This is a genomic window from Crocinitomix algicola (genome assembly GCF_001661595.2).
Taxonomy (GTDB): Bacteria; Bacteroidota; Bacteroidia; order Flavobacteriales_D; family Crocinitomicaceae; genus Crocinitomix; species Crocinitomix algicola.
The window spans coordinates 120,076-133,782 of the sequence record NZ_LYPF02000007.1 but is presented as its reverse complement, the minus strand read 5'-3'; the positions used below and the strand labels follow the sequence as shown (position 1 = coordinate 133,782).

General features: G+C 35.5%; 14 protein-coding genes and 2 pseudogenes. 4 read left to right on the top strand and 12 right to left on the bottom strand.

Annotation, left to right across the window (positions count from 1 at the left end; translation table 11 throughout):
- Positions 1-116 precede the first annotated feature (116 nt).
- The 4 genes and pseudogenes from A8143_RS17195 to A8143_RS04820 all read right to left on the bottom strand — a co-directional run bounded on the left by A8143_RS17195 (position 117) and on the right by A8143_RS04820 (position 1,987).
- The gene (locus A8143_RS17195; RefSeq protein ID WP_262485616.1) at positions 117-224 is read right to left on the bottom strand and encodes a Rho termination factor N-terminal domain-containing protein; all 108 of its coding nucleotides are present in this window, start codon (positions 222-224) and stop codon (positions 117-119) included.
- Between the two features lie 93 nt (positions 225-317).
- Positions 318-566, bottom strand: a pseudogene (gene rpmA, locus A8143_RS17190) (50S ribosomal protein L27); the annotation flags it as partial.
- A 54-nt stretch (positions 567-620) separates the two neighbouring features.
- Positions 621-923, bottom strand: a pseudogene (gene rplU, locus A8143_RS04825) (50S ribosomal protein L21); the annotation flags it as partial.
- 140 nt (positions 924-1,063) lie between these two features.
- On the bottom strand, positions 1,064-1,987 hold the full coding sequence (locus tag A8143_RS04820) for a DMT family transporter (RefSeq protein WP_070137634.1): 924 nt from the start codon (positions 1,985-1,987) through the stop codon (positions 1,064-1,066).
- Between the two features lie 119 nt (positions 1,988-2,106).
- Between A8143_RS04820 and A8143_RS04815 the strand changes: the two genes are divergently transcribed.
- Positions 2,107-2,721, top strand: a complete 615-nt coding sequence (locus A8143_RS04815) for a deoxynucleoside kinase (RefSeq protein ID WP_070137633.1) — start codon at positions 2,107-2,109, stop codon at positions 2,719-2,721.
- Positions 2,722-2,807: 86 nt separating this feature from the next.
- A complete protein-coding gene (gene yihA, locus A8143_RS04810; RefSeq protein ID WP_070137631.1) occupies positions 2,808-3,425 on the top strand; it encodes a ribosome biogenesis GTP-binding protein YihA/YsxC in 618 nt (205 codons plus the stop codon).
- On the opposite strand, the gene gldC is transcribed toward yihA, so the two are convergent.
- Together gldC and gldB are read right to left on the bottom strand one after the other, a co-directional pair.
- Positions 3,422-3,766 carry a gliding motility protein GldC gene (gene gldC / locus A8143_RS04805; protein WP_070137629.1) on the bottom strand — a complete coding sequence of 115 codons (345 nt, stop codon included), beginning with the start codon at positions 3,764-3,766 and terminating at the stop codon, positions 3,422-3,424. The genes yihA and gldC overlap by 4 nt on opposite strands.
- Positions 3,759-4,772 (bottom strand): gliding motility lipoprotein GldB, encoded by a 1,014-nt coding sequence (gene gldB, locus A8143_RS04800; protein WP_139134267.1) that lies wholly within the window; start codon positions 4,770-4,772, stop codon positions 3,759-3,761. The genes gldC and gldB overlap by 8 nt, the downstream gene beginning before the upstream one ends.
- A 54-nt stretch (positions 4,773-4,826) precedes the next feature.
- Between gldB and A8143_RS04795 the strand changes: the two genes are divergently transcribed.
- Complete coding sequence (locus A8143_RS04795) at positions 4,827-5,699, top strand: outer membrane beta-barrel protein (RefSeq protein WP_070137625.1); 873 nt, start codon at positions 4,827-4,829, stop codon at positions 5,697-5,699.
- An 8-nt stretch (positions 5,700-5,707) separates the two neighbouring features.
- Positions 5,708-6,493, top strand: coding sequence for an NAD(+) synthase (gene nadE, locus A8143_RS04790; protein ID WP_070137624.1), 786 nt, complete (start codon positions 5,708-5,710; stop codon positions 6,491-6,493).
- A gap of 10 nt (positions 6,494-6,503) precedes the next feature.
- Here nadE and A8143_RS04785 read toward each other — a convergent pair whose 3' ends face one another.
- The 6 genes from A8143_RS04785 to A8143_RS04760 all read right to left on the bottom strand — a co-directional run bounded on the left by A8143_RS04785 (position 6,504) and on the right by A8143_RS04760 (position 13,590).
- The gene (locus tag A8143_RS04785; RefSeq protein ID WP_070137622.1) at positions 6,504-8,615 is read right to left on the bottom strand and encodes a M12 family metallo-peptidase; all 2,112 of its coding nucleotides are present in this window, start codon (positions 8,613-8,615) and stop codon (positions 6,504-6,506) included.
- Between the two features lie 231 nt (positions 8,616-8,846).
- Positions 8,847-9,176, bottom strand: coding sequence for a 2Fe-2S iron-sulfur cluster-binding protein (locus A8143_RS04780; RefSeq protein WP_070137620.1), 330 nt, complete (start codon positions 9,174-9,176; stop codon positions 8,847-8,849).
- 446 nt (positions 9,177-9,622) lie between these two features.
- Entirely contained in the window at positions 9,623-10,633 is a 1,011-nt protein-coding gene (locus A8143_RS04775; RefSeq protein WP_070137618.1) for an NAD(P)/FAD-dependent oxidoreductase, read from the bottom strand.
- Positions 10,634-10,746: 113 nt separating this feature from the next.
- The gene (locus A8143_RS04770) at positions 10,747-10,974 is read right to left on the bottom strand and encodes a NifU family protein (RefSeq protein ID WP_070137616.1); all 228 of its coding nucleotides are present in this window, start codon (positions 10,972-10,974) and stop codon (positions 10,747-10,749) included.
- A 1-nt stretch (position 10,975) separates the two neighbouring features.
- Positions 10,976-12,034 carry an Mrp/NBP35 family ATP-binding protein gene (locus A8143_RS04765; protein ID WP_083261222.1) on the bottom strand — a complete coding sequence of 353 codons (1,059 nt, stop codon included), beginning with the start codon at positions 12,032-12,034 and terminating at the stop codon, positions 10,976-10,978.
- A gap of 125 nt (positions 12,035-12,159) precedes the next feature.
- Positions 12,160-13,590 (bottom strand): FG-GAP-like repeat-containing protein, encoded by a 1,431-nt coding sequence (locus tag A8143_RS04760; RefSeq protein WP_070137615.1) that lies wholly within the window; start codon positions 13,588-13,590, stop codon positions 12,160-12,162.
- Between the last annotated feature and the right edge of the window lie 117 nt (positions 13,591-13,707).

Sequence of the window (13,707 nt, the reverse complement as noted above, 5' to 3'; positions counted from 1 at the left end):
TCTTTTTTTGTAAAAATATAAAATGTCCTTGTTATAATGGCGATTAAAACCTCTTAAAACAAAAAAACTCCTAACAGCAAAGCTGAAAGGAGTTTTTACATTATTCTTATTCTTCTTTAAGCTTGTAAAGCTTCAATTAATTCCGCTTTTTTCATTCCTGAAATACCAGAAATTCCTTTTTCCTTCGCCAATTCTTTTAACTCAGCTACAGTTTTAGAATTCAAGTCATCAGAACTAGCTTCAGCAGCAGGTGCTTTTTCTTCAGCTACTTTCGCTGCTGGTTTTGCTTTTGGCTGAGCAGGTGCTTCAACTTCGAAAGGAACAACAGATACGAAAGATCTATTATTTCTTTTCTTTGTAAATTGAACCACACCATCAGTTAGAGCAAATAATGTATGATCTTTACCCATACCTACGTTATCACCTGGGTGATGTTTTGTTCCTCTTTGTCTGATAATGATGTTACCAGCGATTGCCGCTTGTCCACCAAAAATCTTAACACCAAGACGTTTCGATTCTGATTCTCTACCATTCTTCGAAGATCCGACTCCTTTCTTATGTGCCATAGTTTTAAATATTATAACCCAATTTAACAAATGGGCGTTAAGTTTTTATCCTTTAATGTTTTCGATCTTGATCTCAGTAAAGCTTTGTCTGTGACCATTTTTCTTTTTGTAACCTTTTCTACGTTTCTTCTTGAAAACGATTACTTTATCTCCTTTAAGGTGTCTTACCACCGAAGCTGATACTTTAGCTCCTTCGATAGCTGGGGCGCCAACATTTACTTTTCCGTCATTATCAATTAAAAGTACGTTATCAAAATCTACTTTAGATCCCTCTTCACCTTTTAATCTATGAACGAAAATCTGCTGGTCTTTCTCAACTTTAAATTGTTGGCCTGCTATTTCTACAATTGCGTACATAACAAATTTTCTATTTATTTAACTTATTTCGGACGACAAAAGTAGACATTTTATTTTAGATACAAAACATCTTAATCTATTTTTCCCTCAAAATAAACAATATGATGTGTAAAAATCAACTTAATCAATTGAAATCTTCATTAAATATCACGCATGCTTTCAGAAGGAATTTTCACTTTAGGCCGTCGATTTAAGAAATAAACCCCCATTAGAATACAAAGAATCCACAAAATATTCTCGGGATTAAATTTTTCTCCGTCCATAACACCGATAAATACAGCCACAATAGGAATGAGATAAGTAACCCCCGAAGAGAACAATGGTGTAGCAACGGCAACCAATTTATTGAACAAAAATACAGCCAAAGCCGTACCGATCAACCCAAGAAATGAAAGATAAATCAATGCAACTTTTCCATCCGCCTCGTACACTACAGATTGAAATGCATTTGTAAACAACGCTATACCTATAGCAGGAAGAAGAATTAAAAAGAAACTCAGCGAAGTGATCACGAGAGGTTTTAGATGTCCTAATTTATACTTTATGGTTGTCACACTAATTGCATAACAAAGGGTTGCAATAAAAATCAATAATGCATAATTCATATTATTTGCCTCAAAATGTATTTGATTCCAAAAAATTCGAAATAACCCAAGCGCACCCAAAGCCATACCAAATAGTTGAAGTTTACTTGGAATAACACGATAAAAAACAATTCCGATTATTACTACAAAAATCGATGTTGCCATATTTAGCAATCCAGCCAAGGAACTTTCGATACCTGTTTCCGCGAGCGTAAATAACATTGCAGGAAAAAAATTTCCCGTCAATCCGCACAATATTAACCAACCTAAATTTCGTTTCGTAAGAAACTTTAAATTTTTTAAGGCAAAAGGCAGAAGAGCCATACTTGCTAAGCAAATCCTTAAACTGCCCACTTGAAAGGGACCTAAGACCTGATTTTCACCGTAAGGACTCATTGATCGTTCCATCAAAATAAATGAACTTCCCCAAACCAAAGAAAGAACGATTAACAACACCCATGAACGTACTTCAAACTTCATAATTTTGCAAAAATAAGTCCAATTATTAGAGCTTGAATATTTTTTTTAAAAGAATTCAAAATGCATACTAAAAAAGAATATTATTTCTACTTTTATACCTCTTAATAAAAATCGAAAATATGCATATTGCGGTAGCGGGAAATATAGGATCTGGTAAAACAACTTTAACAAAACTATTGGCCAAACATTACGGATGGGACACTCATTTTGAAGATGTTGAACAAAATCCTTACCTCAATGATTTTTACGAAGATATGCAACGCTGGTCGTTCAACTTGCAGATTTATTATCTAAACAGTCGATTCACCCAAATTCAAGAAATTAAAAACAATTCTGAAAATGTGATTCAGGATCGAACCATTTATGAGGACGCCTATATTTTTGCTCCTAATCTTCATTCAATGGGACTAATGACAACTCGTGATTTTGAAAACTATTTTTCATTATTCAACCTTCTTGAATCATTTATTGCGGCACCTGATGTTTTAATCTACTTAAAAGCGAGCGTTCCAACCTTAGTCAATCAAATTCAAAAAAGAGGTAGAGATTACGAGGAAAGCATTCGATTGGATTATTTAAAAAGGCTTAATGAACGATATGACGCTTGGATTTCAACTTACGACAAGGGAAAATTAATAGTGATTGATGTTGACGGCAACAACTTTCATGAAGACGCTGACGACTTAGGTAAAATCATTCATTCGATTGACGCTGAAATCAACGGTTTATTCTAATTTCCGATAACAGAACTGGGAACTTGCACATTATTGATTGTTTCATGTTTTGATTTGCCTAACTTTGCAAAAAAATACTTGAGGACATGTCGATAAAAATAAATCAAGCAGAATTCGTTATAAGCAATACAGATGTTAGGCTATGCCCACAGCCAAACATGCCTGAATACGCTTTTATCGGAAGGTCAAATGTTGGAAAATCATCCTTAATAAACATGTTGACGAATAACAAAAAGCTTGCAAAAATTTCGAGTAAGCCAGGAAAAACTCGTTTGATCAATCACTTCTTAATCGACAAATCTTGGTATTTAGTTGACCTACCTGGATACGGGTATGCTAAAGTTAATCACAATGCTCGGGATCAATTTCAAAAGTTCATTTCAAGATATATGACTACCCGAGAAAACTTGACCAATGTTTTTGTGCTCGTAGACAGCAGACATGAGCCACAAGGAATTGATTTAGATTTTATGGTTTGGTTAGGTGAGCATGGCATTCCCTTCTCTATTGTTTTCACTAAATTGGATAAATTAAGAAAAACGCAATCTGAACGTTTTATAACTAATTACAAAAGAGAAATGTTAAAAATGTGGGAAGAAATGCCTCCTTACTTTATAACATCATCAGTAGATGGTACAGGCAAGGAGGAAATCATTCAATACATTCGTGAAATCAACGATACTGTTGATTATAGTGATTATTAACTTAAAGGAGGTAAAATCCCCATTTTGTCTGCGAAATGATGGCAATAATCCCTAAGATCTTCTGCCATATTCTTTTCTCCAGTTGAGCGTTCAAACGAATCGGCAAGTGTCAATAAAGTCTGGTGCATGAATTTTTTCATATCATCAACAGTCATTTCTTTATTCCACAAATCGATTCGCATAGCTGTTTCTGCTGTCTTATCCCAAAACGCTAAAATCATTGCTTCCGCTTTAGCCTTTTCCACACCACCGTCTTTTGCCGTCCAATTAATCTGCTCGGGTAAGTTATTCTCGTTTGTTAAAATTTCTATATCAATATTTGATTTTTTTAAATCACTCATTATTCTTTGGTTTATATGCTTTTAATATTTTAGTTTCATTGGTTTCATTTAGCAATTCTTGCAAAGAAACTCCAGGATTTTCATCCATGTAAGACCTCACCATTTGCCATCCCATAAATTGCCCCATACGCCCTGGAGAATTATCAATACCAACTGTCGTGGGAGCCTCTTCAAAAAATCGCATTTTCACTTTCATATCAGTCGTATAAATCCAATCCATATCGACTAAATATTGCCATACATTATATTCACTTGCGACGGCATAGTCATACTCTTTTTTTGAATAATTAATTATAAATTCTTTTTCAATATCAGGAAACATAGCTTCGATGAGATAACGTAGTTTACCATGATAGATCAAGTTACTTAAAAATGTTTCTCCTGGGTTTTCTGAGATTACGTTTGAAACAATCCATCTATTGGCAACATCTATTGGTAAGTAATTTCTATTCATTTTTTCTTTAATGTACTGAGGGAATCGAATTTCTTTAACGATTGGATTATCGGCACCTAAATACATTTCTAAGCCAATACCAATTAAAGAGTCTGTTGCCACCACACCATATACAAAAGTTCCGTTATATGTAATTATACGATCAGGAATTGCTGCGTCAGGTAAATGGTATTTTAAATGTTTAAAACCATCGTTGAGCTCATTGCTGATGGATTCAAAATCGGAAAAAGTACTTTTAACATCAGCGACAACTACTTGCATCATAGTGTCATTTACAAAAGGGTATAAATAATACCCAATCGAATCGTTGTAAGCCGACCCTAACCTTAGCATATCGTAGATATAAAATTCATACAACTCTCCTCCAAGTTGTAGACATTCCTTATTTATTTCGGCTAATTCCATTGGACTATTACCTTGAGAAAGTGCAATTTCAAAACGCTGATAATCCACATCTAAATCAATAGTTGATACGTCAACATCCAACTTATCGGATGAACATGACACAATAACGAAACACAGGCATATAAATGCAAATAATTTTTCCCTCATTGGCTATAATTTCTTATTATTGCTACAAAAATGTAAATTAATAATTGCAAAATTATGAAAAAGTTACTTTCATTAATTCTAATTGCGGGATTAGGACTAAATGCCAATGCTCAAGACAAAAAATTCCAAGTTGGTTTAGTACTAGGCCCTACTTTTAATTGGACAAAGATACAAACAACAAAGATTGAACGAAACGGAATAGGCAACGGATTCACAATTGGTGTTGGCGGAAACTACCTTTTTAATGAAAACATAGGATTGGCTAGTGGTCTCCAGTTTGATTTGGAAAGCTTTCAATTGAATTACGGAAGCGACAATAACACTGCCTTTAATGATGTTTTTTATGCTTATTCCGATACTGATATTCATAAATACGATGATAAAGATGGTATTAAGGATATCCCGGACAGCTCTGCAGCATTTTTACTACACACTCGAAAGTTTAGAGCAAAGTATGTGACCTTACCGATATTTTTAAAGTTTCAAACTAATATGATTGGTCAATTTAAGTATTATGGAAAATTTGGTTTGCGTACTAGTTTCTTAGCAGGTGTTAGAATGGACGATGAGGGGTATGATGCAAAATACATGAGAAACAATGACGATCCTGCTCAAAGCGATTTTTATACCACTACTCCACTTACATCTTTGAAAGTGGAAAACATGAAGCCGGACGCCATAAAAAAAGGATTAGCTCAAGTAAGAACGGCGATTGGCATCTATGGAGGTGCGGAATGGAACTTTACAGGAAACACTTTTTTATATGGTGAGATTGGGTTCAACTATGGAATTACACCAGCATTATATCAAAAGTCAAGTCATTTAGTTGAAAGAACCGGAGAGCCTGGTGACTATTCATACTCGCAATTAGATATTAAAAACAATCCACAACATATAATTGAGTTAAAGATTGGCTTGTTGTTCTAAATAAAGCTATGCAAGAAAGCAAAGTAATAGAGCATATTGTAGCTTGGTTGAAAAACTATGCAGAATCTGCTCGCTCAAAAGGATTTATAATCGGTATTAGCGGCGGAATTGATTCCGCCGTTACTTCTTTATTATGTGCTAAAACTGGTTTAGATGTAGTCTGTCTAGAAATGAACATCCATCAAAATAAAGATGAAGTTAATCGGGCTTTAGCACATATTGAAAACTTAAAAGAACGGTATTCGAATGTCAAAGAATACGCTATAAATTTAACTGATACATTTGAGTCTTTGAAGGGAGTACTTCCCTCAACAACTAAAGACCATGGGTTATCAATGGCTAATACTCGATCCAGACTAAGAATGACAACTTTGTATGCCGTTGGCCAATCATTTGGTTTATTAGTCGCTGGAACAGGAAATAAAGTTGAAGATTTTGGTGTTGGATTTTATACCAAATACGGAGATGGCGGTGTCGATTTAAGTCCAATCGCGGATCTAACAAAAACTGAAGTTTACGCTTTAGCTAAAGCGATGGACGTTATACCTGCCATCCAAAAGGCGGCACCTACCGACGGTTTATGGAAAGACGAAAGAACAGATGAAGGTCAACTTGGTGCAACATATCCCGAACTAGAATGGGCGATGGCATTTGAAGCCAATCCTAATAGTAACGAAGAATATTTGGATACCCGCGAACGAGAAATTTTAAAAATTTACCGGTCGTTTCACAATGCAAACAAGCATAAGATGGTTCCTATACCTGTTTGCACAATCCCTTTGGAAATTAAATAATTCTAAGCCATTAACGCAATAGAGTAACATGTCCTTGATGGGCATGTTTTTCATCGCTGGATAAATCGCCAAACTCGAGCACCCAAACGTAAGATCCCGCAGGCGCTAATTTATCACCGTATTTACCGTTCCATCCGTTCGCCACATTAAATGTTTCAAACATCACTTCCCCCCATCTATTGTACACAACAAAGTGATAATCGTATATGTCTAAACCTGCTGCAAAAACAGGTGTAAATTCCTCATTGAACAAATCACCCGATGGAGTGAAAGAATTTTCAATGAAGAAAATATTAACCCCTTCAACAATTACTGAGGAAGTAGCGGTATCGTTACAGCCAAATTCTGAAGTAGCTACGAGCGTAATATTATAATTATCTCCTCGTTCAAAAGGAAATTTATGCGTTGGATTGGTGTCATAAATTAAAGGTGATTCATCCCCCATATTCCATGTAAAAGTTGTAGCTCCTTCACTTGTATTTGTCATTGTTGAAGTAGCGTCATAAGAAACCATCTGAACAGGATCTGGATAAAAACCGGCTGTAGGATACGGATGCACATCAAAATTAAAAGTAAAACTGTTGTCAATTGGATTATCATCCTCATATCCAGACGGAAGATCTAGGACAACCTGCATCATATATGAACCGACAGGCAAACTAGTCGTCGGAATATTGATTGTACCGTCACCATCTTCAGGAATGAAGCCAGACCAACTATGCGACTCAACTAACTCTCCTTCAATGTAGACATTAATTTGCGCACTAGTAAAATCATCATTACTATTATTTTCTACCGACAACTGCCTATATATGGGTGCGTTATCACAAGTAGTCGAGATTAGCCCACCGGTGATGGTCATATCCATCACAGTTAAATCACAACTCTCTAAACAACCTGAAGCTAAAATCCTAGCCCTCATATGATCACCTGGCTGTTCTCCAAAACCTAAACCTAAATCAATTCCGACATCCGTTAAATGACAATAACTCATAACGGTACCCCCTTCTGCAGGAAGATCTTCATCGCAGCCTTCATCAAAACCTGCTTCTGGACCACAACCATCGATGGCTGTATCATCACCATTCCAAAAACAAGCATGTGTATGAGGCGACCCCATATTATGACCCATCTCATGAGCGATAACCTCAACAGACCATGAATAAATAGGAATTTCTGCAAAAGTTGGACTAATTCCACTTACCGCTTTTCGAATAGCCTGATCAGGACTGCAGAATACATCAACCCAAGCCAAACCTCCACTCGCCGCTAGGGTAACAAGATGACCTAAATCTCCCTCCCAATCAACGGTTGTTGTACCAAATAAATCCAATAAAATACCGGTATCAGTTATTCCAAAATAAGGACTTTCAACATCCCAAACCATCAGTTCGGACATGAAAATGGTCATTTCATCAATCTCGTAAAGCAATTGAATTTCATTAAAAAGAGCTGTGATGTAGTCTACTGTTTCTAATACACCACCTTTATTGAGAAAAAGATCGTAGTCAGCTTCAACATAAATTCCCGAACAATCGTCCACAAGTTCACGTTCATCGCTCTCGATTTCTCTGTAACCTTGCTGCGTACCAGGATCACCTCGTGTCTCGCATAAAAATTGATTATGTCCATTTAAATCTTTTTCGCTATAAAATATATAATTGAGTCCCTCTAATTTTCCAAGATTTACATCTCCAATTCCAGGAATCGAACCTACACCAATAATTTCGTTATTTAAAACACTAAACGCAAAATGGGAATTTGTAAACCCTTCAAAATACCCCTGATAATAAACACTTTTAGAAACAGCATTTAAATTAATAGATTCTCCTGAGGCCGTTTTTACTTTAAAATCATGACCATAAACATTTGAAACTCGCAGAACAGCTTTCAAGTCATAATCTTTATAAGGAATTTCAAGACTGATGTGAGCGGGGTGATGATCTAATAAATGATACCATTCAGGGATATCAAGTTTTAAAATTGTGTGATTGGCAATAGAGTCCAAATCATACTCTTCGTAACTAACCCCACTAATTGAGTGGAAAAGATTGCTTTCAATTTGAGCATGTATTGAGGATACAGCAAAAATCAAAAGCAGGGTTTTAATCCATTTTTTCATGAAAGACTATTTAATATAAGCTCTTGAAAGACGATAAGAATAACCCTTGCGTTGCCCGTTATTTCACAACGATGGAAATAAAAAATATTTAATTCAAATTTTTCGAAATTCGGAACTAAATTTAATAAATAGCTTAATCAACTTATAAAATAACAGCCTATTATCTAACGGAATACTCAATGAAACATGACAAAAAATCAAATCTACACAGCAATAGCGCCATTCACATGTCTAATTTCCTTCTGGAGCTAATCGAAGTACGATGCCATCAATCTCTTCTGTAATTTGAATTTGACAACCTAACCTGCTATTATCTTCAACAAAGAAAGCTTCATCGAGCATATCCATTTCACTATCTGACTGTTCAGGCAATTCTGTTTCAGACTCTAAATAACATTGACAAGTTGCGCACATTGCCATTCCTCCACATCTACCTTCTACGGGCAATTCATAAGAACGACACACCTCCATTATATTCATATTCATATCTGTAGGAGCCTCCAAATCATGCTTTACTCCCTCTCTATCAATAATATGAACTGTGATCATGTTTTCTGCCATGGAAATTAATTTTCACAAATTTACATGATTTTTATAACCTTATAAGAATCTACCCGTATTTTTACACTAAAGTTCTTAATAGGACATATTCAATAATTAACTAAATTAAAAAATTAATTTTGCCAGCATTGGTTTTGGGAGCTATGGTATCTTTCACATCTTGTAAAAAAGATTACACTTGTGACTGTGAAATCACACAAAAATCCACTGGATAGGATGAAAGCTCAACCGTTACGAGTGAAACATCTACAACCCAAAACCTTAAGAAAAAAGATGCAGAAGAATGGTGTGATGGATTAGATGAGACATCTACTACAATGACTTCAGGTGACTTTACCGTTACCACAGATTATTCTTGTACGTTAAAGTAATAAATTAACGAAAGAAAACTAAAAAGGACCTTCGATTTGAAGGTCCTTTTTTAATTCCAATTTATTAAAAATCAATTAAAAGCCATTTACACCGTTAACTGTTGTATACTTTAGTACATTCTTTTTATCCGGATGTATACGTGCAAAAGCTGACTGCACTGCGATTGTTCCCTCATGGAATCCGCAAAGTATTAGTTTTAACTTCCCTTCATACTGATTAACATCCCCAATAGCATAGATACCTGGTCGATTTGTTGAGTAATCACGCGTATCTACTTTAATGGCATTCTTCTCAATTTCAAGTCCCCAATCTGCTATAGGACCTAAACTTGGTTTAAGACCAAATAATGGCACAAAATGATCGGCCTCCTTAGTAAATTCACCCTCCTTTTTATGCTTAATTGTAACTGATTTCAACGAACCGTTTCCTTCAATTCCAACAACTTCTGCCTCAGTAATTAGGTTCAACTTACCTTCATCAGCCAGATCCATAACCTGCTGAACAGAATCGAGGTGACCTCTAAAAGAACTTCTTCTATGCACTAAACTTAATTCAGAAGCAATATTATTTTTCACCAAATAGATTGACCAATCCAAAGCAGAATCACCACCTCCTGCGACAACTACTTTTTTATCTTGATAAAATTTAGGGTCCTTAATAATATATTCAACTCCGTTATCTTCAAATTGCTCGAGATTATCAACTGGTGGTTTTCTCGGTTCGAATACACCTAATCCTCCAGCAATCATTACAACTGGTGCGATATGCTTGGTTCCTTTGTTTGTTGTTACGACAAATTTATTATCCTCTACCTCATCGATTGTAACCGCTGATTCTCCTAAAGTAAATTCAGGCTTAAACGGCTCGATTTGCTTCATAAGATTATCGATGAGCTCACCAGCATCAACGGTTGGGTAACCTGGAATGTCGTAAATTGGTTTTTTTGGGTAAATTTCAGTTAATTGTCCACCCGGTTGAGGAAGTGAGTCAATTAAATGACAACGTAATTTTAACAAACCAGCCTCAAAAACTGTAAAAAGTCCTACTGGACCAGCTCCAATAATTATTATATCTGTTTCGATCATGTTTAATTTTCTATTTAGGGAGAATCGTTGTGACGATTTCCCATTGATTGTTTTGCAAAATTAGTGAATTAATAACAGCTGTTAAATCAAAAATGTTTTTGTCGGTATGATTTTTAAACGGCATCAACCCGAATTATTTCTGGTATAGCATTTTTTATAGATTCTTCAATACCGGCTTTTAGTGTCATTGCGCTCATAGAGCATGACTCACAGGCACCAAGCAACTTGACTTTCACCACCTTATCATCCGTCAATTCAACAAATTCGACATCACCTCCATCTTTTTGCAAAAACGGTCGGATTGAATCTAAAGCTATTTCAATTTTTTCCTTTTGTTCCATATTATTCGTCTTCAACGATTTGTACAAATTTACGAACAAATTCATCAAAATATTTTGAAGAAGTTGTATTATCTTGTAGCACAGCCGGTCGACCGACATCCCCAGCTTCTCTTACACTTTGAATTAGTGGCAATTGAGCCAATACAGGCACCCCCATTTGTTCTGCCAAGTTGGTTGCCCCATTCTCACCAAAAATATAATACTTATTCTCTGGTAATTCTGCAGGAGTAAACCAAGCCATATTTTCTACAATTCCCAAAACTGGTACCTTCAGGGAATCCATTCTAAACATATTTACACCTTTACGTGCATCTGCAAGCGCAACTTCTTGAGGTGTACTGACAACTATAACTCCGGTGAGGGGAACATTTTGTACAAGAGTTAAATGGACATCGCCAGTTCCTGGAGGTAAATCAACAATCATAAAATCTAATTCACCCCAATCCGCATCTTTAAACATTTGGTTCAGTGCTTTTGTAGCCATTGGTCCCCTCCAAACTACAGCCTGGTCTGGATCAGAAAAAAAACCAATTGACAACAACTTAACACCGTAAGATTCAATCGGCTGAATCAGTGTTTTACCATCTTTTTCAACACCTGTTGGTCTAGCACCTACGACATCAAACATGGTTGGAACAGAAGGACCATAAATATCGGCATCAACCAATCCTACTTTATAGCCTTGCTTAGCCAAACCTGCTGCGAGGTTAGCTGTCACAGTTGACTTACCAACGCCACCTTTACCACTTGCTACAGCAATAATATGTTTTACATTGGATAGGATTGCCCTAACTTCAGGCTCTTTATCTTTCGGCAAAGGTACAAGAGAAATGTCTGCATCCACATCTTTTCCAAAAGCTCTTTCTAGTGCAAATTCTAATGCTTCTTGCATGCGTTTTTTCGCATGCATTGCAGGGTTATATATTTTAACTTGAAAACTTATTTTTTGGTCCTCAATTTTAATATCTGAAACCAAATCTAAAGTGATAATATCTTTCTTTAAATCGGGCTCAATGACCTTTTTAAGCGCTTCTTTTAAATTTTCAATTGTAATTTCCATGCTTTCAAACTTTGTACAAAAGTACTGAGTTTATTTGAGCTGACTTCTTAATTTATTGTCTTTTTAAAAAGCCCTCGTAATAAAAGGTTGCTATTAATTTTGTGGGGAACTGCAATAATAAGTCACTATTCAATTGTAATTAAAGTTGATTGTTGGCTATTTTTTGATTTATCTGTAAGCATATAAACTCCTGAAGGCAGGTTTGTCAAATTCAATTGAACAATTGAAGCATGAACATTTAATTCATAAACGATTTGACCTTGTAAATTTCTAATGGAGATTATTCTTGCTTCTGCATTTTCGAAATTAAGACTAAAAGTCCCATTATTTGGATTAGGGAAAACCGTTAATTGCGGTTTCTCTTCTTGATCAAAATTTGCGTAGGTTGGGCTATTCATTTGATTGACATAAAAGCCAGAAGCTCGATCGCCTTCACTTGTAAAACCGGTAATGAAAACATCTAAATCTCCGTCGTTATCATAATCTTTCCAAGCGACACTCGAAATGTTAACATCAACAGTCAACTCAGAGAAAGACTCATCTAAAACATATCCTTCTTCAGTCAATGAATAAAGTACGGTATGCGGCACGCCGTCGCTAGTTGATCCAGAAAAGAAAACATCTAATTTATCGTCATTATTTACATCAACAAAATCAGCTGTACCAAAGTACATCTCTATAAAAGAAGTCGTTTCATCCACTACAAAATTACCTTCTCCGTCATTGATGTATATATTGCTAGCAGGCGTATAGCTATTTGTCATCCCTGATATCAATACGTCTAAATCTCCGTCATTATCATAATCACCAGCACTAGTTCCTGAGAAATATACTCGGGGTAAACCTGATTCCACCTTCTCTTCAAAGTTTCCTTCTCCGTCATTTATAAAAAGTTTGGTATTAGGTGTATATGATAAATCAAACCCCGTCAATAAAATATCTGGACTCCCGTCTTCATCCGCATCGAAAATTGTGACATCTCCAAAATAATTTGGCATTAAAACTTGATCTTGTAGTTCAAATTCCCCTGCTTCATTTTGGAAATACAATTCGGATATATAAGTACTTTCTGGACTAACTCCAGTGATAATGACATCAATTAAATCATCCCCATTAAAGTCTGCAGTTCTTATTTTCCCATTCGTAACGCCCGTGATTTCCAATAACTCATTGGTAAAACTTCCTGCTCCATTATTTAAAAATAATCTTGTTTGATTCGACTCTCCGTTATAGCCAGAGACTAGAAAATCATCATAACCGTCATTATTCATATCAGCAGTGGTTGCTGACGAGAGCGAAAACCCAATTGATTCTAAAAAATAGTCTTCTTCTAAATCATTGGTGCCAACATTATTAAAAAATTGAGCACTGTGATCATAATCATCTGCTGCCCCAGTTGAGAACATTTCAGAGCGTCCATCATTGTCCTTATCTAACCAAATCACTTCTCCATAAATGACCGAACGATAATTCTCTACCGTTTTTTCAATAAACGATTGAGCACTGAGTGTCAATGGTAAAAGGACGATTGACACACTAAATAATTTAATTTTCATTTGAAGTTTTTTTGGATAAAATTAATTCTTATTTAGACTAAATAAAAATAATTTAATCAACGTAAAAACTGTTCAATACCCTTAACCTCTTATAATTCTAGCTTTTAAATAGACATT

What these genes read in the sequence shown, in the direction of transcription:
- A8143_RS04820 (WP_070137634.1), bottom strand. Translation starts at nt 1,987, where the DNA reads ATGAAGTTTGAAGTACGTTCATGGGTGTTGTTAATCGTTCTTTCTTTG.
- A8143_RS04815 (WP_070137633.1), top strand. Translation starts at nt 2,107, where the DNA reads ATGCATATTGCGGTAGCGGGAAATATAGGATCTGGTAAAACAACTTTA.
- yihA (WP_070137631.1), top strand. Translation starts at nt 2,808, where the DNA reads ATGTCGATAAAAATAAATCAAGCAGAATTCGTTATAAGCAATACAGAT.
- gldC (WP_070137629.1), bottom strand. Translation starts at nt 3,766, where the DNA reads ATGAGTGATTTAAAAAAATCAAATATTGATATAGAAATTTTAACAAAC.
- gldB (WP_139134267.1), bottom strand. Translation starts at nt 4,772, where the DNA reads ATGAGGGAAAAATTATTTGCATTTATATGCCTGTGTTTCGTTATTGTG.
- A8143_RS04795 (WP_070137625.1), top strand. Translation starts at nt 4,827, where the DNA reads ATGAAAAAGTTACTTTCATTAATTCTAATTGCGGGATTAGGACTAAAT.
- nadE (WP_070137624.1), top strand. Translation starts at nt 5,708, where the DNA reads ATGCAAGAAAGCAAAGTAATAGAGCATATTGTAGCTTGGTTGAAAAAC.
- A8143_RS04785 (WP_070137622.1), bottom strand. Translation starts at nt 8,615, where the DNA reads ATGAAAAAATGGATTAAAACCCTGCTTTTGATTTTTGCTGTATCCTCA.
- A8143_RS04780 (WP_070137620.1), bottom strand. Translation starts at nt 9,176, where the DNA reads ATGGCAGAAAACATGATCACAGTTCATATTATTGATAGAGAGGGAGTA.
- A8143_RS04775 (WP_070137618.1), bottom strand. Translation starts at nt 10,633, where the DNA reads ATGATCGAAACAGATATAATAATTATTGGAGCTGGTCCAGTAGGACTT.
- A8143_RS04770 (WP_070137616.1), bottom strand. Translation starts at nt 10,974, where the DNA reads ATGGAACAAAAGGAAAAAATTGAAATAGCTTTAGATTCAATCCGACCG.
- A8143_RS04765 (WP_083261222.1), bottom strand. Translation starts at nt 12,034, where the DNA reads ATGGAAATTACAATTGAAAATTTAAAAGAAGCGCTTAAAAAGGTCATT.
- A8143_RS04760 (WP_070137615.1), bottom strand. Translation starts at nt 13,590, where the DNA reads ATGAAAATTAAATTATTTAGTGTGTCAATCGTCCTTTTACCATTGACA.